Origin of the sequence: Pantoea trifolii (genome assembly GCF_024506435.1) — a bacterium.
GTDB lineage: Bacteria > Pseudomonadota > Gammaproteobacteria > Enterobacterales > Enterobacteriaceae > Pantoea > Pantoea trifolii.
Genome location: NZ_JANIET010000001.1, coordinates 2,170,070 through 2,193,923, shown reverse-complemented (window position 1 = coordinate 2,193,923; position 23,854 = coordinate 2,170,070). Strand labels below are relative to the sequence as shown.

The following is a 23,854-nucleotide window of genomic DNA, read 5'->3' as shown; positions in this document are numbered from 1 at the left end:
ACGCGGCTTTTTACCTTCTGATAACGCTTTGGTCAGGCGATGCGTTGTGAGGCTACGGCGGCGGTTAATGCCAGCTTCACCGGCACCGATTTTGAGGTCGGCGTGCCGCTGCCGTCGCCAAAGCTGGAGAGCGGCACCAGCGGGTTAGTTTCCGGATAATAAGCCGCGAGGTTACCGCGCGGAATGTTATACGGCACCAGTTTGAAACCGCTGACGCGGCGGGTTAAACCGTCATTCCACAGCGTTTCAATATCCACCAGCTGGCCTTCAGCGAAGCCCAGCGACGCCATATCATCCGGATGGATAAACACCACTTCACGCTGACCGTACACGCCGCGATAACGGTCATCGAGGCCGTAAATCGTGGTGTTGTACTGATCGTGTGAACGCAGGGTTTGCAGCGTAAACGGCACCGCGACATCACCTAACTGCGGGAACAGCGAAGTCGGCAGGGCGGCGGCGCTGAACTCGGCACGTTTACTTGGCGTATTGAAGCGCAGCTCGGCGGCAGCACTACCGAGGTAGAAACCACCCGGAATGTCGCACTTGTTGTTGAAATCAGCAAAGCCAGGAATGGTGGCGGCGATGTGATCGCGAATCAGATCGTAATTGCCTGCCATCGCCAACCAGTCGATTTTATCGCTGCCTAACGTCGCATGGGCGATGCCGGCGACAATCGCGGTTTCAGAACGCTGCGTTTCCGCTAAGGGAATGCCAACGCCTTCTGAGGCGTGCACCATGCTGAACGAGTCTTCCACGGTGATGTACTGATTGCCGCTGGCCTGGCGATCGCGTTCGGTACGGCCCAGCGTTGGCAGAATCAATCCTTCATGGCCCGGCACCAAATGGCTGCGGTTGAGTTTAGTGCTGATGTGCACGGTTAAACCGCAATGCTGCAACGCTTCTTCGGTGACCGGTGAATCCGGTGCGGCCGCCGCAAGGTTGCCGCCCAGCGCAATCAGCACTTTCACTTCGTCACGCAGCATCGCGTTCAGCGCTTCCACGGTGTTGTGACCGTGCTCGCGCGGTGGTTCGAAATCAAAGTGCGCGCCGAGGGCATCGAGGAACGGCTTGCCCGGTTTCTCATCGATGCCCATGGTGCGGTTGCCCTGCACATTACTGTGGCCGCGTACCGGACACAGGCCTGCGCCTTTCTTGCCCAACTGACCAAACAGCAGCTGCAGGTTGGTGATCTCGCGGACGGTATCCACCGAATGTTTATGCTGCGTGATGCCCATCGCCCAGGTAACAATCACGCGTTCAGCACTTTGATAAATCGCCGCCGCTTCACGGATCTGCACTTCGCTCAGACCGGATTGGCGCACGATATCGTCCCAGCGGGTGTTATCCACTGCAGCAAGATAGTCTTCTACACCATGCGTATTCGCATCAATAAACGCCTGATCGAAAATGCCTTTCTCACCGGCCGCCAAACGTGCACGCTGTAGCTCGAGCAGGGCTTTTACCATGCCGCGCACCGCCGCCATATCGCCGCCCAGATTAGGCTGGTAATAGGCAGAACTAATGGTGCCCGCCATCGATGTGACCACTTCTAACGGCTTTTGCGGATCGGCAAAGCGCTCAAGGCCGCGTTCGCGCAGCGTGTTAAAGGTGACGATCTTCGCACCGTGATCGGCGGCGTGACGCAGGCTGTGCAGCATGCGCGGATGGTTGGTGCCCGGATTCTGACCCAGCACGAAAATCGCGTCGGCGTGATCAAAATCGTCCAGACGAATAGTGCCTTTACCCACGCCGATGCTGCGCTTCAGGCCGGTGCCGCTGGCTTCATGGCACATGTTGGAGCAGTCGGGGAAGTTGTTGGTGCCCATCACGCGGCCAAACAGCTGATAAAGCCAGGAGGCTTCGTTGCTGGCGCGCCCGGAGGTGTAAAGCTCCATTTGATTTGGATGATCCATCGCCTGCAGGTGGCGAGCAATCAAGGCGAGCGCATCGTCCCAGCTGATTGGTTCGTAGTGGTCGGTGGCGCTGTTGTAGCGCATTGGATGGGTTAAGCGTCCCTGATACTCAAGGAAGTAATCGCTCTGCTGATAAAGGGTGCTGACGCTGTGCTGGGCAAAAAATTCCGGCTCAACCACACGACGCGTGGCTTCCCACGTCACCGCTTTCGCCCCGTTTTCACAGAAGCTAAAGGTGCTTTTGTTGTCATCGCCCCATGCGCAACCCGGGCAGTCGAAACCGCGCGCTTTGTTCATGCGCATCAGGTTACGCATGTTTTTCAGGGCTGCTTTACTATCAAGGACGAAACGGGTGGTGGCTTCTAATGAACCCCAGCCGCCCGCAGCAGCGCGATAGGGTTGAATCTTACGTTTAAATTTCATAGTTGCAGGCTTATTTGTTTATGAGTTGTTATCAGAATATGTCTTCTGTTAGCGGGAAGTGTGCGACTCTCCTTAAAAGTTGTCTAATTGATTGGTTTAATGGTGCGATAGGCGGCGTTTATCGCGGATCGGGCGTAAAGCGTGACCTAAGTCAAACTTTCCCGGCTGATAAAGGGCGGCGGTTACGTGCTGCTGGGATAACTGACTAATAATTGCTCTTTCCTTTCTGAAAAGGGCACGCGCATGAAGAATCTGGCAAGCCAAATTCACGCCTTCGGTAAAGCCTTAATGATGCCAATCTCGGTGATCGCTGCCGCAGGGATCTTTCTTGGCCTGGCCGCCGCAATGCAAAACCCGGCGATTACCGGCGATGCCTTCGCCAACCTACAAGTGCCACAACTGATCATCGGATTTATTCGCAAAGTGGCGGGCGCGCTTTTCGCCAATCTGCCGCTGTTCTTTGCGGTGGCCAGCGCCATCGGGCTGGCGAAAGCGGAGAAACCCACCGCCGCCTTTGCCGCTGTGATTGGCTATATCGCCATGAACGTCGGTATCAGTTCCACGCTGGCCTCGAAAGGATTGACGGCCGCGACCACCACGCCAGAAGCGCTACAGAAAGCGGGCATGGACCAAACTGCAGCAATGATGACGTCCGCCGAATACATCGACATGCTCGGCATCTTTACCTACAACATGAGCGTGCTGGGCGGCGTGATTGCCGGATTGATTACCGTGGTGCTGCATAACCGCTTCTACACCCAGCAACTGCCCACAGCGATCAGCTTCTTTGGCGGACGTCGCTTTGTGCCGATCGTTACCGTGGTGGTGCTGCCGCTGGTGGGCGTGCTGCTGGCGTTGATTTGGCCGACCATCGGCGCAGGCATCGCGTGGGTTGGCCTGATGATTGGTAAAAGCGGGCAATACGGCGCCTTTCTGCTCGGCACCAGCGAACGCTTATTGATTCCCACCGGTTTACATCACATTCTCAACGAAACCGTGCGCTTCACGCCGATTGGCGGCATGGCAACGGTGGATGGGCAAAGTATTGTCGGCGCGCTCAACATCTTCAACACCTCACTGACGCATCCCGGCGCCATCCCGAACGATACGGTGCGCGGCGCCACCCAGTTCCTCGCGCAGGGCAAAATTCCGGTCATGATGTTTGGCTTACCTGCCGCCGCGCTGGCGATCTATCACACCGCGCGTCCCGAACATAAGCAGCGCGTCAAAGCGCTGGTGCTGGCTGGTGCGCTGACCTCCTTTACCACCGGCATCACCGAACCGCTGGAGTTCTGTTTCATCTTCGTTTCTCCGGTGCTGTATATCCTGCATGCGCTGTTAACCGGCCTGTCATTTATGTTGATGTCGATGCTGCATTTGATGATTGGCAACGTGCAGGGCGGCGCAATCGATCTGGTGGTGTTCGGTATTCTCGGCGGCAGTAAAACGCACTGGTGGTGGACGATTGTCCTCGGGGTGATTTATGTGCCGGTTTACTACTACGGTTTCCGCTTTGTCATTACGCGAATGCGGGTAGAAACGCCGGGTCGCGAATCCGATGAGGAGCACAAACCGGAACAAGTTGCGGCGGATGAGCGCACCAAAGTGATCATCAGCGGGCTGGGCGGCGAAGCCAATATAGAGGACGTCGATTGCTGCTTCACGCGGCTGCGCGTGCGGGTTAAACAGATGAATGAAGTGGTTGATCAAACGTTACTAACCACCGGCGCGAACGGCATTAATCGCGTCAGCGAACACGATGTGCAGGTGATTTACGGCCCGCAGGTCGAAAAGATCGCTAACGACGTAAAAAGTGCCTTGGGCGTGGCGTAACGCAATGGCCGCTGCGCGTGGATTCAGCGCAGCGGCAACCGCCATGATACACTGCCGTTTTCCAGCCAATTCTGCTTTCCATGGACATCAAACAATTAATCTACCTGACTAATCTTGAGCGCGAACGCCATTTTGGCCGTGCGGCAGAAGTCAGCTTTGTCAGCCAGCCGACGCTATCGATGCGTCTGAAAAACCTTGAGCGCGAATTAGGGCTGTCGCTGATCAACCGCAGTAACAATTTCGATGGTTTTACGCCGGAAGGCGAGCGCGTGCTGACCTGGGCGCGGGAAATTGTCTCGGTATATCAGGGATTGAAGCTGGAAGTGGAGTCGCTCAAGCATGGCGTCAACGGCACCTTGCGGCTTGGCGTCATGCCGCAATGCAGCGTGGCGCTGCCTGCGTTGTTGAAAGCAGTGGAAGCGCGTTATCCGCAGCTCGACTATCGCGTTGCCGCGATGAGCGCCGATCAGCTGCTGGAAGCGCTCAACAGCCATACGGTTGATGGCGGTATCGGCTTCTTTGAACTGACGTCGCTGCGCGAGCTGCATTTCCAGACTGCGCTGTTAAAAGATCCGGGCGTCGAGGCGCTGTTCAATCCGGCGCATTTCCCGGCGCTGCTGGAGCAAGAGAGCATCTCACTCACCACGCTTGCCAGCCAGCCACTGTGTCTGGCGGAACCGACGCGCTATTTTCGTCGTTATCTTGATGGGCAACTGCGTGAAACCGGCTTGATACCGCGCGTGATTGTTGAGAGCGCGTCGATCATGCAGCTGCTGCAAAGTGCGCAGGTTGGCTTGGGCGTGATGGTGTCGCCATGCGGGCATCTGTTGCCGGAACTGATGCAGAATCTGGCGCGGCGGCCGATTGAAATGGCGCCGATGGGCAGGCAGGCGGCGTTAGTGGTTGCCGAGCCGGGCAGAGCATCGCCGCTGGCTCAGCATTTCTTTGATGAAGCGCGGCGGCATCTGCCCGATTAACGGGTTTCGCCAAGCGCCATCAGCACGCGGTCCTGCCAGTTGGCAAAGGCTACCGCTTGTAACAAGGTGAAGATACGTTCCGTGCCCCAGCCCGCGTTAAGCAACGGCTGCAAATGCGCAGCGCTGAAGCGGTCGGGCAGGCGAGTGAGCTGGGCACTGAGTGAAATCACCGGCGATGCTGCGCCAGCGCTTTCGACATCCTGCTCCAGCGCGGCACGCCACTCATCAGAAACACGATCAAACTGACGTCGACAACCCAGCACCCGCGCGCTGACCGCCTGCGCCAGCGCTTCATCCTCGGCAAAATGTTCACTCAGCCGCTGTTTTAGCGTGGCGAAGCCATACAGCGCTTGCGCATCGTGCACCAGCAGCCAAATGGCATCATCCAATCCCTCAATGCCCTGACAGAAGGTCACCGCCGCCAGCTGATCGGCGCTGGCGTAGCGCAGTTCAACCGGTTTTAGCGCGTGCTGCCAACCGTCATTGCGGGTAAACAGATCTGCGCTGGCATCCGGCGGCGGTGAAACGCCCGGAATCCAGCGCACCGGCAAGCCCATCATTGCCTGCAGCGCGGCTACCACGCGTGACTGATAGCTGACATATCCCACCAGCTGATTCAGCGTGACGATATCCGGCTCGGTTAAGCCCACCGCGTCCAGCGCGCTGATGCTGTGGGCGGTGATCAGTTCCGGCTGCATCGCCAGCTGGCGCGCATATTGGGTGATTTGCGTCAGACGATTATTACTTTCGCGTGACGAGTCCGGACCAGGCAACGGATTGAGCCGGGCGGAGTAGTGATTGCACAGGCGCTGCACGCCGGCGACTTGCGCTACCGTCAGCGCGGTGCTGAGGCGATCGTACAGCGTTAAGGTGTGGGTCAAACTGGTAGCAAGCGTATCGGGAAACAGAATCTGGCTGAGATCGCGCGCGGCCAATAACGCAGGCTGAAAACGCGACAGCAGCGGCTGTAACGCCGTCGCTTCCTGTTGCAAACCGAGTAAGAAACGATCGTCGATATAGGCGGCTTCGGGCACCAGCGGCGCAGTGGCAGTGCTATTCGGGCGAGTCTGGCTTTCATAAAACCAGTGGTCATGGCCGGGAGAACGGCGTTGTTCCATGGTCATTCCTTGCGCTAAAAACGGACTTGCTGCACAACGTGCGAATCTGAAAAGCAGGCGTGCAACAAAGGGCTAGCTTATCGTCGCTGAACGGCTGTCCACGGCAAAAGAATGATGGGGAATAATTAATAGCTTACGAGTATAAGTGGAGATTTTTTTGCAGAAGAGGTCGCCATGAATGGCGACCCTGGGTAAATCTTATTTCAGTTCCAGCTCGTTCATTGCGGCAATGCTGAAGCCGCCATCAACGTGTACCACTTCACCGGTGATACCACCCGCCAGATCAGAGCACAGGAATGCCGCTGAGTTACCCACGTCTTCGATGGTAACGGTACGACGAATCGGGGTAACCGCTTCGCAGTGTGCCAGCATCTTACGGAAATCTTTGATGCCTGATGCAGCCAGCGTACGGATTGGACCAGCAGAAACGGCGTTAACACGCGTGCCTTCTGGACCCATTGCGTTCGCCATGTAGCGCACGTTAGCTTCCAGAGACGCTTTCGCCAGACCCATCACGTTGTAGTTCGGGATGGCGCGCTCTGCACCCAGGTAAGACAAGGTCAGCAGGGCAGAATTCGGGTTCAGCATCGCACGGCACTCTTTCGCCATCGCCACAAAGCTGTACGCGCTGATGTCGTGAGCGATTTTGAAGCCTTCACGGGTAACGGCATTCACGTAGTCGCCATCCAGCTGATCGCCAGGTGCGAAACCGATGGAGTGAACGAAACCGTCAAATTTCGGCCAGGTTTTTGCCAGTTCGGTGAACAGCGCAGTGATGCTCTCGTCTTCAGCCACATCGCATGGCAGAACAATGTCTGAACCCAGATCTTTAGCAAACTCTTCCACACGACTTTTCAGTTTGTCGTTCTGGTAGGTGAAAGCCAGTTCTGCGCCCTGTTTGTGCATCGCCTGCGCAATACCGTAGGCGATTGAGAGTTTACTGGCAACGCCAGTAATCAGAATGCGCTTACCGGAAAGAAAACCCATAGCTGTAATCCTTTTGGTCATTGTTGTTGGCGGTCGCGATGGTTGAAAAACAGGCGACCGACGTTAATCTCGTGCGAAGTCTAGCACGTCTGTATAAATGCGGTAAATCGCACCGCGTTTTCCGCGCCTTAACGCTCGCGGCGCCAGGCTTCGGCGGTTAAGGCTTCACCAAAGTGGCTGGTGATCAGGCGTTTGGTGAGATCGTGCAGCGGCGAGGCCAGGACATCGGCGGTACCGCCGCGCTCCACCACTTCACCCTGATGCATCACCAGCACCTGATCGCTGATGTGCTTCATCATGCCGAGATGCTGCGTGACATAAATATAGGCGATGCCGTGTTTCTCCTGCAGTTCCAGCATCAGGTTCACCAGCTGCGAACGCATGGTCATATCCAGCGAGGCGAGGGCTTCATCGGCGACGATCACCTTTGGCTGCAGAATCAGCGCACGCGCCAGCGCCAGACGCTGCTTCTGGCCGGGCGCCAGCATATGCGGGTAGTAACCGGCGTGGTCGCGCAGCAAACCGACCTGACGCAGCGTGGCAATAATGCGTTTTTCGCGCGCCTCATCATCCAGCTCGGTATTCAGGCGCAGCGGGAAATCGAGAATCTGGCTGATGCGCTGACGCGGATTGAGCGAGGTGGAAGGATCCTGAAAAATCATGCGAATGCGCTGGCTGCGGTAGCCGTAATCGCCGTACTCCAGCGGGTGATCGTCAATCAGCATTTCGCCTTCGCTCGGCTCGACCATGCCGCTGAGCATTTTCGCCAGCGTCGATTTCCCCGAACCGTTTTCACCAATCACCGCCAGCGTCTGTTTCTCACGCAGGGTAAAACTGACGCCTTTCACCGCCTCAACGTGCTGACGACGGAACAGGCCGGTGCGATAGCGGTAGGTTTTACTCAGGTTGCGCACTTCCAGCAGCGTTTCCATGTTTACTGGCTCTCCATATTCAGCGGGAAGTGGCAGGCAAACAGATGCGCTTTAGTGCCGGTCAGGCGCGGCGTTTCGATGCACTTACGTTGCGCATACGGACAGCGCGGACCCAAACGACAGCCAATCGGCAGATGTTCCAGCGAAGGAATCGCGCCTGACAGCGTGTTCAGGCGGCTTTTGTGCGGCAGCGCGCTACCGAAATCGGGCATCGCACGGATCAGCGCCTGAGTGTAAGGATGATGCGGTGACTCCATCAACTCTTCGCTTTGCGCGCTCTCCACCGTCTGGCCGCAGTACATCACATTGATGCGGTCGGCCCAGTGGCTCATGGTGCGCAGATCGTGGCTGATCAGCAAAATGGTGGTGTTGTTATTCTGGTTAAGGCGGCTCAGCAGGCGGAAAATCTGCGCCTGCGTGGTCGGCTCCATCGCATTGGTCGGTTCATCGGCAATCAGCAAACGCGGCTGATTGGCCAGCGCGATGGCGATCATCACTTTCTGGCATTCGCCGTCGGTGAGTTCGTACGGGAAACTGCGCATGATGTCTTTATGATCTTTGATACCGACGCGGTGCAGCAGCTCAATGGCGCGCACTTTGCGCCAGAACCACAGGCGTTTAAACCAGCGACCTTTATGCGTCCAGCGCGGAATCGCCTGCATCAACTGGCGGCCGATACTTTCCGACGGATCAAGACAGGATTGCGGCTCCTGGAAAATCATCGACACGTTATGACCAACAATCCGACGGCGTTCACGCGGTGACAAGCGCAGCAGGTCGATATCATCAAACACCATGCGATCGGCGGTGACGCGCCAGTTATCTTTGGTGACGCCGCAAATCGCTTTAGCGATCAGGCTTTTGCCAGAACCTGATTCACCCACTAAACCGCGAATTTCGCCTTCGGTCAGCGTCAGGTTGATGCGGTCGACCGCTTTGACCGGACCGTCAGCGGTCATAAATTCAATGGTCAGGTTACGGATATCCAGTAGCGGCATTATTCAACTCCCGCTTCTACTGCGCGACGAATGCCGTCGCCCAGCAGGTTAACGATCAACACGCTGACCATCAGCGCTACGCCCGGTAGCATCACCGTCCAAGGCGCAACGTAGATCAGCTCCAACGCGTCACCGAGCATCGCCCCCCATTCGGGTGACGGCAGCTGCGCGCCAAGATCGAGAAAACCGAGTGCCGCGATGTCGAGAATCGCCATCGACAGCGAGCGGGTAAATTCGCTCACCAGCAGCGGCAGCACGTTGGGCAGCACCGCATTCCACAAGATATTCAGGTTGCGCGCGCCATCGAGACGCAGCGCCACCACATACTCTTTTTCCATCTCATCATGCACCGCAGTATAGATCTCGCGCACCAGACGTGGGATCAGTGCGAGAAACACCGCCAGCATCGCGTGTTCGAGGCGCGGGCCGAGAAACGCCACCACGATAATCGCCAGCAGCAGCGAGGGAATCGACAGCAAGGTATCCAGCACGTGATTCATCACCGCTGAGCGCACGCCGTGCGTGATACCGGCAAACACGCCAAGCACCAGCGCGCAAATCGCCGCCAGCACCGTCACCAGAATCGCTGAGCCCACTGTCGGCGCTACGCCGCTCAGCAGGCGGCTCAGCAAATCGCGACCTAAATCGTCGGTGCCGAGGAAGAAGGAGACATCGCCATAGCGCGACCACGACGGTGGCAGCAGCTGATAACCGAGGAATTGCTGATCGATGCCATACGGCGCCAGCAGGCCGCCAAACAGGCACAGGAACAGCAGCAGGCCAAAGCCGTACAAACCGACCATGCCGCTGGTATCACGATATAAACGCTGCCAGCTGCGACGCAGCGTGCTAGGCAGCCGCTTCTCGTCGTAGACATTATCTAAGGGCATACCATTCCTTATGTTTCAGCGGGTTAAGTGCCGCGCCTAAAATATCGGATAACACGCTGACCAGAATCACCAGTCCGCCAACCACCATCACGCCAGCGGAAATCGCCGCGTAATCCTGCTGGCGAATGGCATTAATCAGCCAGCGGCCGATTCCCGGCCAGTTGAATACCACTTCGGTAATCATCGCCAACGTCAGCATGGTGGAAAATTGCAGGCCAAGGCGCGGAATCACCGGCGGCAGCGCGTTATGTAACACGTGGCGACGGATCACCGTGAAGCGTGATAGCCCGCGCGTGGCGGCGGCTTTAACGTAGTTCTTGTCCATCACATCGCTGGTGCTGCTGCGCAGTAAGCGGATCATCTCGGTGGCGGGCGCAACCGCCAACACCACCACCGGCAGAATCATGTGCGTCAAGGCACTGATCAGCATTTCATGCCGCCACGGCGATGGGCTTAGCCAGGCATCAATCAGCGCAAAGCCGGTAATGTTTTGCACCGGATAGAGCAGGTCGAAACGCCCGGAAACCGGCAACCAGCCGAGCGTTAATGAGAAGAACAGCGTAAACAGCAGCGCCAGCCAGAATACCGGCATTGAGAAGCCGAGCAGCGCCAGCGCGCTGATGGCTTTATCCTGCCATTTTTTGCGCATCACGCCGGCGCAGATTCCCAGCGGGATGCCCACCAGCAGCGCCAGAATAAATGCCATAACGCACAGCTCCAGCGTGGCAGGGAACACTTCGCGCAGCTGAAGATCAATCGGCTGGCCGTTGGTGCTGGAGACGCCAAAATCAAACTGCAGCAAGCCCTTAAACCAGAACCACCACGCATCAAACAGCGACGCGCCTTCAAGCGGGGCGTTTGGCGTGAAGTAGCTCAGGCTGAAGCTCACCAGCGACAGCAAAAACAGGGTGATCAGCAGCAGCACCACGCGACGCAGAATATAGATAATCATGCTTATTCCTCGCTGCTCTCATCGCGGTAAACGCCGGCGAACGAGGCGTTACCAAACGGGCTCAACACCAGACCTTTGATGTCATGCCGATAGGCCTGCAAACGCAGCGATGAGGCCAGCGGCAACACCGGCAGCTCTTGCGCCAAAATTTGCTGCGCTTTGTCGTAGCTATCAATGCGTGCCGACAGCTGCTGGGACAGCAGCGCGTGCTGCAACGCCTCATCAAAGGCGGGCGAGCACCAGTGTGCATAATTGGTCTGCGAACGGATCGCCGCGCAGCTTAACAGCGGACGGAAGAAACTGTCGGGATCGTTACTGTCGGTTGCCCAGCCGGTAAGCGTGAGATCGTGATTCATCTCCATTAACTGCGCTTCCTGGAAGCGGCCTTCCACCGGCGCGATGGTGACGCGCACGCCAATCTGCGCCAAATCCGCCTGCAACAGCTCGGCGGTTTTCAGCGGGCTGGGATTCCACGACTGCGAGGAAGAGGGCACCACTAAACGTAAATGCAGATCTTCCAGCCCCAGCGCTTTCAACTCTTCACGCGCTCTGGCCGGATTGTATTCGGTGACGCGCGCATCGTTGTCATAAGCCCAGGATGCACGCGGCAGAATCGAGGCGGCAGTTTCGGCGGTGCCGTAATAGATCGACTCCATCAGGCGTTCGTTATTGATCGCCAGCGCCAGCGCGTGGCGCACTTCCGGGCGATCGAGCGGCGGCTTGCGTGTGTTAAACGCCAGATAGGCGATGTTCATGCCGGGGCGCAGCGTCATGCGCAGACGCGGATCGTCGCGCAATATGCTCAGCTGGCTGGCGGCGGGATAGGCCAGTACATCGCATTCGCCGGTGAGCAGTTTGGACAAACGTCCGGTGCCGCCGACGCCCAAATCAATCACCACCTGCTGCAGACGCGGCACGCCTTTCCAGTACTGCGGATTACGCGCCAGGCGCAGATATTGTCCGGTGCGGTATTCGCTCAGCTGGAACGGGCCGGTGCCGACCGGTTCGCGATCCAGCTGTTCCTGCTGGCCTTTGGCGCTGAGATTATTGGCGTACTCCTGCGAAAGAATCGGCGCGTAATGCGTCGCGATGTGCCACAGGAATGAGGCATCCGGGCTGTTGAGGCGGATTTCAACCGTATCAATATCGAGCTTTTTCACGCTCTGCACGGAATCGGCAAACTGCAGGCTATCAAAATAGGGATAGCTGCCGCCGTTGACGTTGTGCCACGGATGCTTGCGATCAAACATGCGCGCAAAGCTGAACACCACATCGTCGGCGTTCATTTTACGCGTCGGTTTAAACCAGTTGGTGTGCTGGAAGGCGACATCTTTGCGCAGGTGGAAACGGTAGGTTGCGCCGTTATCCCGCACCTCCCAGCTCTGAGCGAGGTCGGGGATTAAACGATAAGTATAAGGATCCACGTCCAGCAGCCGGTCATACAGCTGCGCCGCCAGCGTATCAACGACTAAGCCGCTGCTGACCATTTGTGGGTTGAAGGTATTAACCGTGCCGTTAACGCAATAGACAAAACCGCTGTTGCGGATGTTGTCCGTTGGCGCGGCCCACGCTGACGCGCTCATCATGCTGAGACCAAGCAGCAGAGAGGGGAATAATTTTGGCATAGAACTCAACGATTCTGAGGCAATAGCGTGAGTGTATCTTAAACGTCACGTACTCCCCAAATTCGCGACGCTTCTGCTGTGTTTTTCGCCAAGATGGCGATGGGGTAATCACAATCTCTGTGTGGAAATGAGAAAAATTCTCAATTAGGGGTTTACAGATGATAATAAGAATGATTATTATTCTTCTGCGCTTCGACGGTGGCTCTACCGAAGAAGAGCACGACATTGCTCACATTGCTTCCAGTATTAGTTGCCCGCGTTAATCCGCGGGCCTTTTTTCGTCCTGTTTCGAGCGGCTGCTGCGTTGGCTGCGCTCGTCCACCCTGGTCACATACTTATGTATGCTCCCAGGGATGTCCTCGCTTGCCGCCTTGCATCCACTCGAAACAGTTAGAAAAAAACACCGTGCGGCGTTCTTAAAAAAATCACACGTAGGGGCGCCATTTATGGCGACCAGGTTAATCCTCGTCTCGCGCCTGAATCCCGTGCTTCTTCATCATGGCGCGCAACTGGTGGTACGTCACACGCAGCAACTCGGCGGCGCGGCGCTGGTTATATTTGGCCTGCTGCAAACTCGCTTCTACCAACTCGCGTTCCTGCTGATTTTGCCACTGACGTAAATCCAGCGGCAGGGAAGGCAAAGCAGAGGTTTCGGGTGAAGCGACAACGTTGGCGGGCGGCGTACGCGGTGCAAAAGGGTTGATGATGATGTTATCCAGCTCATCGTTGGCGCTGTGATGGCGATAGACCGAACGCTCAACCACGTTTTTCAGCTCGCGCACGTTGCCGGGCCAGCTGTGATTCAGTAGCGCCAACTGGGCGCGATCGCTGAAGCCAGGGAACAGCGGCAAGCCTAGCTCGCGGCACATTTGAATCGCGAAATGGTTGGCCATCACCAGGATGTCGCTGCGGCGTTCACGCAGCGGCGGCAGCTGCACCACATCAAAGGCGAGGCGATCGAGCAGGTCGGCGCGGAATTTTCCGGCGGCGGCCAGCGCGGGCAGATCTTCATTGGTGGCGCATACGAGGCGCACATTGACCTGCAAAGATTGATTGCCGCCCACGCGTTCCAGCTGACCATATTCAATCACGCGCAGCAATTTCTCCTGCACCAGCATCGGTGCGGTGGCGAGTTCATCCAGGAATAGCGTGCCGCCATCGGCGCGCTCGAAGCGTCCCAGATGGCGTTTTTGCGCCCCGGTAAACGCGCCGGCTTCATGGCCGAACAGTTCGGAATCGAGCAGGTTTTCATTCAGCGCGGCGCAGTTCAGTGAAACAAACGGGCCTTCCCAACGGTTCGACAGATAATGCAGGCGGCTGGCGATCAGCTCTTTGCCTGTCCCGCGTTCACCAATCACCAGCACCGGTTTTTCCAGCGGCGCCAGGCGCGAAACCTGTTCCAGTACCTCCAGAAAGTTATTCGATTCGCCTAAAAGGTTGTCTGAACTATTCGCCATGATGAAATTCGCCACTGATTAATCAATTTCACTACCTTAAGGGATGTTCTGGCGGATGTAAAATAAACAAATGGCGTAAAATCAATAAATTAAAAGTTGGCACGCGAATTGTATTAGTGAAGAGCGCCTCGCGCACCTACATACAAAATTTGAGGAACATCATTATGGGTATTTTTTCTCGTTTCGCCGACATCGTGAACGCTAACATCAACTCTCTGCTGGAGCGCGCCGAAGATCCGCAGAAACTGGTACGCCTGATGATTCAGGAAATGGAAGACACGCTGGTAGAAGTCCGTTCAACCTCAGCCCGCGCGCTGGCAGAAAAGAAACAGCTGCTGCGCCGTAGCGAGCAGGCTGAAATTCAGCAGGCCGAATGGCAGGAAAAAGCGGAGCTGGCAATCAATAAAGGTAAAGAAGACCTGGCGCGTGCTGCTTTAATTGAGAAGCAGAAACTGACTGATTTGATTGCTGCGCTGCAGCAGGAATCGACCCAGGTTGAAGAGACGCTGGAGCGCATGAAAGGTGAGATTGGTGAGCTGGAGAAAAAACTCACTGAAACCCGTGCGCGTCAGCAGGCATTAACGCTGCGTCATCAGGCGGCATCGTCATCACGTGATGTGCGTCGTCAGCTCGACAGCGGCAAGATTGATGATGCGATGGCACGTTTCGAATCCTTTGAACGTCGCATCGATCACATGGAAGCAGAAGCAGAAAGCCAGCGTTTTGGTAAGCCAAAAGGTCTGGATCAGGAGTTCGCCGAGCTGAAAGCCGATGATGAAATCAGCCAGCAGCTGGCCGCGCTGAAAGCTAAGATGAATCGCCCTGAGTGATCGCCACGGGCCTGATTGCGGGCCCGAGTTAAAAATGGTGTTAGTGATTAAGGAGAGTCAATGAGCGCACTTTTTTTAGCCATACCCTTAACGATTTTCGTGCTGTTTGTCGCACCAATCTGGTTATGGCTGCATTACAGCAACAAACGCAACGGCGGCGCCGATTTATCGTCGAGTGACCTGCAGCGTTTGCAACTAATTACTCAGGATGCGCGCCGCATGCGTGAGCGTGTTGAAGCGCTGGAAGCCATTTTGGATGCCGAACATCCAAACTGGAGGCAACCATGATGAATGGCCGTAAACTGTGGCGCATTCCGCAGCAGGGCAAAGTGCGCGGCGTATGCGCGGGTATTGCTGAGTACCTCGATATCCCGGTGCGCTTGCTGCGCGTGATTGTGGTGCTGTCGCTGTTCCTTGGACTGTTTATGTTCACCGTTGTGGCTTATTTCATTTTAGGTTACGTGCTGGATGAAAAACCCGCTAATGCGAGCAACGAACATCAACCTAGCGCACGTGAACTGCTCGACGAGCTGGAAACAACGCTGCAAAGCGATGAGCAAAAAGTGCGTGAAGTAGAACGCTATGTCACTTCAGAAACGTTCAGCGTACGCAGCCGCTTCCGCCAGATCTAAATTCCCGGGCTTTCGGGCCCACTTCTTCTATTGTGATAAGAGGCTCTATGCAAACTCAACGTTTTACTGCTCTGCGCCGTCGCGCGACACCTGCGTTGATGTCGGCGGGGAAATTTATCATTATTAGTGCAGTAACTTACGGGCCCGGCGGTATCGCTGGCTGGGCAGTGAAATCGGTGGCGCGCCGTCCGCTGCGCCTGTTGCTGGCGGCCGCCCTGGAACCGTTGCTGAGCAAAGCGTTTAAACGCTTATCGGCACGATTCATCAGGGAGAACGATGAAAAGACTGCAAAATGAATTCGTGGCGTTGATGAACCGCGGTGTTGACCGCCATCTGCGCCTGGCTGTAACCGGTTTGAGCCGCAGCGGCAAAACCGCGTTTATCACATCGCTGGTTAACCAGCTTCTCAATGTCCACAGCGGCGCCCGTTTGCCGCTGTTTTCCGTGGTGCGCGAAGATCGCCTGCTGGGCGTTAAACGCGTACCGCAGCGCGAACTCGGCACGCCGCGCTTCACCTACGATGAAGGTCTGGCGCAGCTGTACGGCACGCCGCCAATGTGGCCGACGCCGACGCGTGGCGTAAGCGAAATGCGGCTGGCGCTGCGCTATCGTCCGGATGAATCGCTGCTGCGCCATTTCAAAGATACCGCCACGCTCTACCTCGAAATCGTCGATTATCCCGGCGAATGGCTGCTGGATCTGCCGATGCTGGCGCAGGATTATCTCAGCTGGTCACGTCAGATGGTGGGCTTGCTGCAGGGCGATCGCGCCGAGTGGTCAGCGCAATGGCGCAGCTTGTGCGCCGATCTCGATCCTTTTGCGCCCGCCGATGAAAATCGTCTGGCAGCGATTGCTGCGGCCTGGACCGATTACCTGCACCAATGCAAAAGTGAAGGCTTGCACTTTATCCAGCCGGGCCGCTTTGTGTTGCCAGGCGATATGGCTGGCGCGCCGGCGCTGCAGTTCTTCCCGTGGCCACAGGTCGACGAGATGCAGGTTAGCAAGCTGGCGCAAGCGCCAGCGGGCAGCAACTTCGCCATGCTGATGCAGCGTTTTAACTATTACTGCCAGCACGTGGTGAAAGGATTCTATAAAAATCATTTCCTGCGCTTCGATCGCCAAATCGTGCTGGTCGATTGTCTGCAACCACTGAACAGCGGGCCGCAAGCGTTCAACGATATGCGCCTCGCGTTGACGCAACTGATGCAGAGTTTCCATTACGGTCAGCGCACGCTGTTCCGCCGCCTGTTTTCTCCGGTCATCGATAAGCTGTTGTTTGCTGCCACTAAGGCCGATCATGTGACTTCCGATCAGCATGCCAATATGGTGTCGCTGTTGCAGCAGTTGGTGCAGGACGCGTGGCAGAACGCGGCGTTTGAAGGCATCAACATGGATTGCCTCGGTTTGGCCTCGGTGCAGGCCACGGAAAGCGGGCTGGTGGATCATCGCGGCGAGAAGTTACCGGCGTTACGCGGTCATCGTTTAGCCGATAACGAAGCGCTGACGTTCTATCCCGGCGAAGTGCCGCCGCGCTTGCCGGGCCACAATTTCTGGCAGCAGCAGGGATTTCAGTTTGAACAGTTCCGGCCGCAGCAGCTGGATGTCGACCGTCCGCTGCCGCATATTCGCATGGATGCCGCACTGGAATTTTTACTGGGAGATAAATTGCGATGAGCGACGAAACACCTTTAAAAGGACGCATTGATTTTGCCCGTCCGCTGACGGTAGAAGCGGAAAAACCACTGCGCGCCGCGCAAACCTTTAGCGCGGACAGTGAGAAGGCCTTTCTCGCCACGGCAGAAACCGAACCGCTGGAAGAGGGCGAAGGCGAAAAAGTGGTGGAAGCCGCGCTGCGGCCAAAACGCAGCCTGTGGCGCAAAATGGTGGGTGTTGGCCTGGCTATTTTCGGCGTCAGCGTGGTGGCGCAGGGCGCGCAGACGCTGCACGATGCATGGATGGTGCGCGACTGGTTTACCCTCGGCACTGGCGTGGCCGGCACATTGATTGTCGCTGCGGGCGCAGGCGCGCTGATTGGCGAATGGCGGCGTTTATATCGTCTGCGTCAGCGTGCCGAAGAGCGCGATATTGGCCGCGAGTTGCTGCACAGTCACGGCGTGGGGAAAGGTCGCGCGTTCTGTGAAAAGCTGGCGCAGCAGGCCCAGCTCGATCAGGCGCATCCTGCACTGCAGCGCTGGCATGCGGCGCTGCATGAAACTCACAACGATCGTGAAATCGTAACTTTGTATGCCCAACTGGTGCAGCCGGTGCTGGATCGTCAGGCGCGCCGGGAAATCAGCCGTCACGCCGCCGAATCGACGCTGATGATCGCCGTCAGCCCGCTGGCTTTGGTGGACATGGCGTTTATCGCCTGGCGCAATCTGCGGCTGGTGAATCGCATCGCAGCGATTTATGGCATTGAGCTGGGCTACTTTAGCCGCATCCGCTTGTTCCGTTTAGTGCTGCTCAACATGGCGTTTGCCGGTGCTTCCGAACTGGTGCGTGAAGTCGGGATGGATTGGATGTCGCAGGATCTTGCCGCGCGCCTGTCAACGCGCGCCGCGCAAGGGATCGGTGCTGGTTTGCTCACCGCGCGTCTCGGCATTAAAGCCATGGAATTGTGTCGTCCATTGCCGTGGCTGGAAGATGATAAACCGCGTCTCGGTGATTTCCGTCGCGAGTTAATCGGTCAGCTGAAAGAATCCCTGGTAAAAAATGGGGATAAAGCAGGGCAGGCTGCTAAATAATCAGCACTTGCTTACCTTTCACGCTACAACTGGCGTGAAAGGTAAAATTATCTGTGTTACCTCGTATATTCGGCGGGATTTTTGTTGGTCGCTCCGCTACACTTCCCCATATCACCTGCCTCTGGCTGTCAACTTTTCCTGACAGGCCTCTTCTGAGGCGCTGCAAGTTAGCGTATTATCACTAAAATCAAAACCTGACTAAGGCTCATCGCAATGCGTTTGGAAGTTTTCTGCCAGGACCGAATCGGTCTGGCGCGCGAGTTGCTCGACCTGCTGGTTGCCCGCAATATCGACCTGCGCGGCATCGAAATTGCGCCACTCGGTCGCATTTACCTCAATTTCACCGCGCTGGAGTTTGAACCCTTCAGCAATCTGATGGCGGAAATCCGCCGTACACCTGGCGTGACAGATGTGCGTACCGTTTCGTTTATGCCCTCTGAACGCGAGCATCGCGCATTGAGTGCGCTGCTGGTGGCGATGCCGGAACCGGTATTATCCATCGATCTGAAATGCAAGGTCGAGTTGGCCAATCCGGCGGCTCAAAATCTGTTTACCCTTGATGAACAGAAGCTGCGCAACCAAAACGTTGGCACTTTAATCACCGGCTTTAATTTCCAGCGCTGGCTGGAGAATGATCGCGTTGACGCGCAGGCGCAGCATGTGGTGATTCAGGGGCGCGATTTCCTGATGGAAGCGCGACCGATTTATCTGGCAGAAGAAGAGGGCCAGAGCGATCTGCCGGTTGGCGCGATGATCACTCTGAAATCGACGGCGCGAATGGGCCGACAGCTGCAGAATCTCACCGTCACCGATGATTCGGAGTTCGATCACATCGTGGCGGTTACACCGAAAATGCGTCAGGTGATCGATCAGGCGCGCAAGCTGGCGATGCACGACGCGCCGCTGTTGATTGTCGGCGATACCGGCACCGGCAAAGATATGCTGGCGCGCGCCTGTCATCTGCGTAGCGCGCGCGGCAAAAAACCGTTCCTGGCGCTGAACTGCGCCTCACTGCCGGATGATGTGGCCGAAAGCGAACTGTTTGGTCACGCCGCTGGCGCTTATCCCAATGCGCTGGAAGGCAAAAAAGGCTTCTTCGAGCAGGCTAACGGCGGCTCGGTACTGCTGGATGAGATTGGCGAAATGTCACCACGCATGCAGACCAAACTGCTGCGCTTCCTCAATGACGGCACGTTCCGCCGTGTGGGTGAAGAGCATGAAGTGCACGTTGATGTGCGCGTGATTTGCGCTACGCAGAAGAATTTGATTGAGCTGGTACAGCGCGGTGAATTCCGTGAAGATCTGTTTTATCGGCTGAATGTGTTGACGCTTAATCTGCCGCCGCTGCGCGAACGTCCACTGGATATTCTGCCGCTGACCGAAATGTTTGTCGCCCGTTTCGCCGACGAACAAGGCTTGCCGCGTCCGCGACTCTCATCGCAACTGACGCCGTTCCTGACGCGCTACAACTGGCCGGGTAACGTGCGCCAGCTGAAGAATGCGCTGTACCGTGCGCTGACGCAGCTGGAAGGTTATGAGCTGGGACCACAAGATATTGTGTTGCCAGAGCAGGCGCTGGATGTGTCATTGGGGGAAGAGGCAATGGAAGGTTCGCTGGATGATATTACTAGCCGCTTCGAACGTTCGGTGCTGACGCGTCTTTATCTTTCTTATCCCAGCACGCGCAAACTGGCGAAACGCCTCGGTGTTTCGCATACCGCCATTGCCAATAAGCTGCGTGAATATGGGTTAGGACAGAAGCGTAACGAGAGCGAGTAATAAGGCGCGTGCATCCCGTAACGTCGTTCCGCCCGTAGGGTCGCCATTCATGGCGACCTGGCTCGCAAAAGTGCATCAACCTTGGCAAGCAGATGTCTTTGTCATTGGTCGCCATGAATGGCGATCCTACGTTTATTTAGCTGGTTTTAGCCGGGTGCGCGAATATCTACCTGACTTCCTTCCCGCTTAAACACCGGAATTTCACTCAATGGCGCGACGATGTTGATGCGTTGCCCGCCTTGATAGCACTCGCCGTTACGTGCAATCCATTGCTCGCCAGCAGGTAACCACACTTCACGTTCACGCTGCCCGGCGTGCAGCACCGGCGCCACCAGCAGGTCACGGCCCAGCAGATACTGGTCTTCCACTTGCCAGCTCTCTGGCTGCTGCGGGTAGTGATAGAACAGCGGGCGCATCACCGGATCGCCCAGCTCATGCGCTTCGCGCATCAGGCCATCAACATAAGGGCGAATCTGCTCACGTTGCAGCAGGCAGCTTTTCATCAGCGCGTAATTCTCCTCACCGTAACTCCAAACCTCATTTGGTGAGCCGCTGTTGCACTGCGCAATGCCGTCGCGCCAGGCTTCTTCAGGAGCAATTTGCGGCTCGCGGTAACCGTGTAAACGCATCACCGGACAGAATACCGCCCACTGGAACCAACGGATCAACAGTTCATGAAACGCCGGATCATGAATGTTCCCGCCCTGAAAACCGCCGATGTCGGTGGTCCACCAAGGAATTCCCGCCATCGCCATGTTTAGCCCGGCAGTGAACTGATTGCGTAAAGCATGGAACGAGGAGTGAACGTCGCCCGACCAGGCAAGCACGCCGTAACGCTGGCTGCCCGCCCAGGCGCAGCGCACCAGATTGACGATCTCGCTCTCGCCCTGTTGCTGCAGACCTTCATAAAATCCGCGGGCAAACAGTTGCGGATAGATATTGCCCACTTCCTGAACCGGACCGAGATGATAGCGGTAGTTATCAAAATCGTACGCGCGATATTCCGGTTCCGCTTCATCGAGCCAGAAGGTGCGAATGCCGTGGTCATAATAGTTGCGCTTAACTTCCTGCCAGACGAACTCGCGGGCGGCGGGATGCGTGGCGTCGAAAAAGGTGGTGTTGCCCATAAAATCGAGATTCACCGATACGCCGCGCTCACTGTTGACCAGCAAGCCTTTGGATTTCATCAGACGATAGTAATCACTGCGGCTGTCCACCGTGGGCCACACCGACACCATGGTTTCGATGCCCATCTCCTTCAGTTCCTGCACCATGGCGCGCGGATCCGGCCAGTCCCGCGCATCGAAACACCAGGTTCCCTGATTTGGCCAGTGAAAAAAGTCGATGACAATTACCGAGAGCGGCAGATGCAGGCGGCGATATTCGCGCGCTACTTCTAATACTTCCTGCTGAGTGCGATAGCGCAGTTTGCATTGCCAGAAGCCGGTAGCAAAGCTGGGCATCATCGGTGCTGTGCCGGTGGCGCGGCCATATTGACGCACGATCTCAGCCGGTGTGTCGCCTGCAGTGATCCAGTAATCCATCTGATCGGTAACTTCGGCCTGCCAGCGTGTGCCGTTTTTACCAAAAGTCACTTCGCCGATGGCCGGGTTATGCCACAGCAAACCGTAGCCGAGATTGGATACCATAAACGGCACGCTGGCCTGCGAGTTGCGTTGCGCAAGCTCCAGCGTGCAGCCTTTCAGATCGAGACAATCCTGCTGATACTGGCCCATGCCATAAATTTTCTCCTCCGCTCGCGCCTCAAAGCGCACGCTGAGCTGATATTTCCCTCCCGGAATCGGTCGAAAGGCGCGCGCATCCAGCTTCAGCGCGCTGATGTATTTGTCCTGACTCTTTTCGCTGGCGCCGATGCCCACGGTGCTGCGCTGACGCCAGAACTCTTCCAGCAGCAGTTCTCCGTACTGATTGTAAAAAGCCAGTTGGCCGCGAATATTCAACGTGGCGGTGATATTCCCGTTGCACAGGCTGAGGGATTCATGCTCCTGCTTGATCTCCACCTCGCAAGCCGCAGGCGATAACAACGCCCAGTCATGGTCGATCAGTTCAGGCTGACAGGTGGCTCGTACTCGCAGGCTATGCGCGCCCCAGGGTTCGATAACCAGGGTCTGACGGTCAAATGTCCAGATAATACGCTGCGATTCGGCGCGTAATTCACTCATGACAACTCCTGTGGTTGTAAAAGGGTGGAAGCCGTTGCAGCCGGTTGGGCTGACACTTTGTTCTGATTGATGGTGCGCATGGTGACATCGTTAAGTTTGTAGCCGCGCATCGCCAGTGCGCTTAACAGCGACAGCAGGCCGGGAACCACCGAAAACAGCGCGACGATGGCCATCATGGCGGCGGGTTGCTGAAGCGGTGCCTGAGCAACGTAACCGCTCAGACCCAGCGTCCAGCCGACAATTGCGCCGCTAACCGCCATGCCCATTTTCAATACGGCGAGCAGCGTGGAGAAGACGGTGCCATCGAGGCGCTTGCCCTGACGATATTCACCGTAATCCACTACGTCAGCCATCATCACCCACATCAGCGTGGTCGTGACCTGATAGAAGCTCGAGACGATGAACGTCATGCCGACTAACAGCGCCAGCGATCCCGGCAGGAACACGATACTGATACTCAACACGCCGGCAGTGATGGCGCTGAGGGTAAAGGCGGTGATCTTGTTTAGGCGCCGCGTTAGCAGTTTTGCCAGCACGCTACCAACGCTCTTGCCGACGATATGCGCGGCCAGCAGCCACATGAAGAGGCTGGCATTACCCAGAAAATAGGTGACGTAGTACATCATCGCGCCGAGTCTAACCACGCCGAACGAGATATTGCAGAACACCAGCAATGCGACCACGCGCCACTGATCGTTACGCAGTAAATCGCGTAAATCGGCGAGAAAGTTGCCGTGGTTGGCGGGCGCATTGATACGTTCGCGGGTGTTGAGGAAGCAGATAAAGAACAGCAAGGTTGCCAGCGTCGCCATAATCGACATCGCCGCGAAGTAACCGTCCAGTTTGTTACCGCCGCCCAGCCAGGTGGCGAGGGGGATCATCAGGAAAGTGGACATTGCGCCGCCCAGCGTGGCAAGGAAGAAACGCCATGATTGCAGGGAGATGCGCTGATTATCATCGGCAGTGATAATCGCCCCCATCGAGCAGTAAGGAATATTGATGGCGGTATACATCAGCATCATCAGGCTGTAAGTCACGGCGGCGTAAATCATCTTTCCGATGAGCGACAGGCTTTCCGGCACCGCATAAATCAGCATACAACTGACGCCGAACGGTACCGCGAGCATCAATAGCCAGGGACGGAATTTGCCCCAGCGTGAACGGGTTCGGTCAGCCACCATCCCCATCGCCGGATCGATCACCGCATCGGCGACGCGCGCCAGTAAAAACAGCGTGCCGACAAAGATCGCGGGCAGGCCCACCACATCGGTGTAGTAAAAGGTGAGAAAAATAATAACGTTATCAATGGCGATATGGCTGGCCATATCGCCGAGGCCGTAACTGAACTTTTCTTTAATGGATAAGCTTGCTTGCATAAAGATTCCCGCCTGTCTTTGAATCGCTTAAGGGCAATTGACGCTTAGTTATAGGTAGCGAAGCGGACGGGAACAATTGCGGGATCTGTTACGGGTTTTATGTTTTTTGATTAATGTGATACGGGTAACAAGAATCACAGTAAAAATGCAACAGGGCAGGACGAAGTGCTACGTATCACGATAAATCAATGGGTTGAATAGG

Annotated in this window: 20 protein-coding genes; 9 read left to right on the top strand and 11 right to left on the bottom strand. The window is 56.5% G+C overall.

Translation table 11 applies throughout. From position 1 onward, the window contains the following. Nucleotides 1-32 precede the first annotated feature (32 nt). Entirely contained in the window at nt 33-2,339 is a 2,307-nt protein-coding gene (locus NQH49_RS10170; RefSeq protein WP_256696545.1) for an FdhF/YdeP family oxidoreductase, read from the bottom strand. 243 nt (nt 2,340-2,582) lie between these two features. Between NQH49_RS10170 and NQH49_RS10165 the strand changes: the two genes are divergently transcribed. Next, complete coding sequence (locus NQH49_RS10165) at nt 2,583-4,172, top strand: PTS transporter subunit EIIC (protein ID WP_256696544.1); 1,590 nt, start codon at nt 2,583-2,585, stop codon at nt 4,170-4,172. A gap of 80 nt (nt 4,173-4,252) precedes the next feature. Continuing rightward, entirely contained in the window at nt 4,253-5,149 is an 897-nt protein-coding gene (locus NQH49_RS10160) for a LysR family transcriptional regulator (RefSeq protein ID WP_256696543.1), read from the top strand. Here the strand turns inward: NQH49_RS10160 and NQH49_RS10155 are convergent. The 8 genes from NQH49_RS10155 to pspF all read right to left on the bottom strand — a co-directional run bounded on the left by NQH49_RS10155 (nt 5,146) and on the right by pspF (nt 14,108). After that, a complete protein-coding gene (locus NQH49_RS10155) occupies nt 5,146-6,267 on the bottom strand; it encodes a CMD domain-containing protein (protein ID WP_256696542.1) in 1,122 nt (373 codons plus the stop codon). The two genes, NQH49_RS10160 and NQH49_RS10155, sit on opposite strands and share 4 nt — an antisense overlap. Nucleotides 6,268-6,465: 198 nt before the next feature. Beyond that, nucleotides 6,466-7,254 carry an enoyl-ACP reductase FabI gene (gene fabI / locus NQH49_RS10150; RefSeq protein WP_007892455.1) on the bottom strand — a complete coding sequence of 263 codons (789 nt, stop codon included), beginning with the start codon at nt 7,252-7,254 and terminating at the stop codon, nt 6,466-6,468. A 128-nt stretch (nt 7,255-7,382) separates the two neighbouring features. Further along, nucleotides 7,383-8,186: a putrescine export ABC transporter ATP-binding protein SapF gene (sapF, locus tag NQH49_RS10145; protein ID WP_008106485.1), complete on the bottom strand. Its 804-nt coding sequence runs from the start codon at nt 8,184-8,186 to the stop codon at nt 7,383-7,385. 2 nt (nt 8,187-8,188) lie between these two features. Continuing rightward, nucleotides 8,189-9,184: a putrescine export ABC transporter ATP-binding protein SapD gene (sapD, locus tag NQH49_RS10140; RefSeq protein ID WP_256696541.1), complete on the bottom strand. Its 996-nt coding sequence runs from the start codon at nt 9,182-9,184 to the stop codon at nt 8,189-8,191. Continuing rightward, on the bottom strand, nt 9,184-10,074 hold the full coding sequence (sapC, locus tag NQH49_RS10135; protein WP_256696540.1) for a putrescine export ABC transporter permease SapC: 891 nt from the start codon (nt 10,072-10,074) through the stop codon (nt 9,184-9,186). The genes sapD and sapC overlap by 1 nt, the downstream gene beginning before the upstream one ends. Further along, complete coding sequence (gene sapB / locus NQH49_RS10130; protein ID WP_256696539.1) at nt 10,061-11,026, bottom strand: putrescine export ABC transporter permease SapB; 966 nt, start codon at nt 11,024-11,026, stop codon at nt 10,061-10,063. Before sapB ends, sapC begins: the two co-directional genes overlap by 14 nt. Before the next feature lie 2 nt (nt 11,027-11,028). After that, complete coding sequence (gene sapA, locus NQH49_RS10125; protein WP_256696538.1) at nt 11,029-12,651, bottom strand: ABC transporter substrate-binding protein SapA; 1,623 nt, start codon at nt 12,649-12,651, stop codon at nt 11,029-11,031. A 458-nt stretch (nt 12,652-13,109) separates the two neighbouring features. After that, complete coding sequence (pspF, locus tag NQH49_RS10120) at nt 13,110-14,108, bottom strand: phage shock protein operon transcriptional activator (RefSeq protein ID WP_256696537.1); 999 nt, start codon at nt 14,106-14,108, stop codon at nt 13,110-13,112. A 164-nt stretch (nt 14,109-14,272) separates the two neighbouring features. Here pspF and pspA point away from each other — a divergent pair, with 164 nt between their 5' ends. From pspA to tyrR, 7 genes are all read left to right on the top strand, one after another. Beyond that, nucleotides 14,273-14,938 carry a phage shock protein PspA gene (gene pspA, locus NQH49_RS10115; RefSeq protein WP_256696536.1) on the top strand — a complete coding sequence of 222 codons (666 nt, stop codon included), beginning with the start codon at nt 14,273-14,275 and terminating at the stop codon, nt 14,936-14,938. Nucleotides 14,939-14,998: 60 nt separating this feature from the next. Continuing rightward, nucleotides 14,999-15,226 (top strand): envelope stress response membrane protein PspB, encoded by a 228-nt coding sequence (pspB, locus tag NQH49_RS10110; protein ID WP_256696535.1) that lies wholly within the window; start codon nt 14,999-15,001, stop codon nt 15,224-15,226. Continuing rightward, nucleotides 15,223-15,570: an envelope stress response membrane protein PspC gene (gene pspC / locus NQH49_RS10105; RefSeq protein ID WP_256696534.1), complete on the top strand. Its 348-nt coding sequence runs from the start codon at nt 15,223-15,225 to the stop codon at nt 15,568-15,570. Before pspB ends, pspC begins: the two co-directional genes overlap by 4 nt. Before the next feature lie 47 nt (nt 15,571-15,617). Beyond that, nucleotides 15,618-15,866, top strand: coding sequence for a phage shock protein PspD (gene pspD / locus NQH49_RS10100; RefSeq protein WP_007888070.1), 249 nt, complete (start codon nt 15,618-15,620; stop codon nt 15,864-15,866). Next, entirely contained in the window at nt 15,847-17,244 is a 1,398-nt protein-coding gene (locus tag NQH49_RS10095; protein WP_256696533.1) for a YcjX family GTP-binding protein, read from the top strand. Before pspD ends, NQH49_RS10095 begins: the two co-directional genes overlap by 20 nt. After that, on the top strand, nt 17,241-18,314 hold the full coding sequence (locus tag NQH49_RS10090) for a YcjF family protein (RefSeq protein ID WP_256696532.1): 1,074 nt from the start codon (nt 17,241-17,243) through the stop codon (nt 18,312-18,314). The genes NQH49_RS10095 and NQH49_RS10090 overlap by 4 nt, the downstream gene beginning before the upstream one ends. A gap of 213 nt (nt 18,315-18,527) precedes the next feature. Continuing rightward, nucleotides 18,528-20,093: a transcriptional regulator TyrR gene (tyrR, locus tag NQH49_RS10085; protein WP_256696531.1), complete on the top strand. Its 1,566-nt coding sequence runs from the start codon at nt 18,528-18,530 to the stop codon at nt 20,091-20,093. Nucleotides 20,094-20,239: 146 nt separating this feature from the next. Here the strand turns inward: tyrR and NQH49_RS10080 are convergent, their stop codons facing one another. After that, complete coding sequence (locus tag NQH49_RS10080; protein WP_256696530.1) at nt 20,240-22,276, bottom strand: glycoside hydrolase family 31 protein; 2,037 nt, start codon at nt 22,274-22,276, stop codon at nt 20,240-20,242. Further along, nucleotides 22,273-23,652, bottom strand: coding sequence for a glycoside-pentoside-hexuronide (GPH):cation symporter (locus NQH49_RS10075; protein WP_256696529.1), 1,380 nt, complete (start codon nt 23,650-23,652; stop codon nt 22,273-22,275). The genes NQH49_RS10080 and NQH49_RS10075 overlap by 4 nt, the downstream gene beginning before the upstream one ends. Nucleotides 23,653-23,854: the final 202 nt, after the last annotated feature.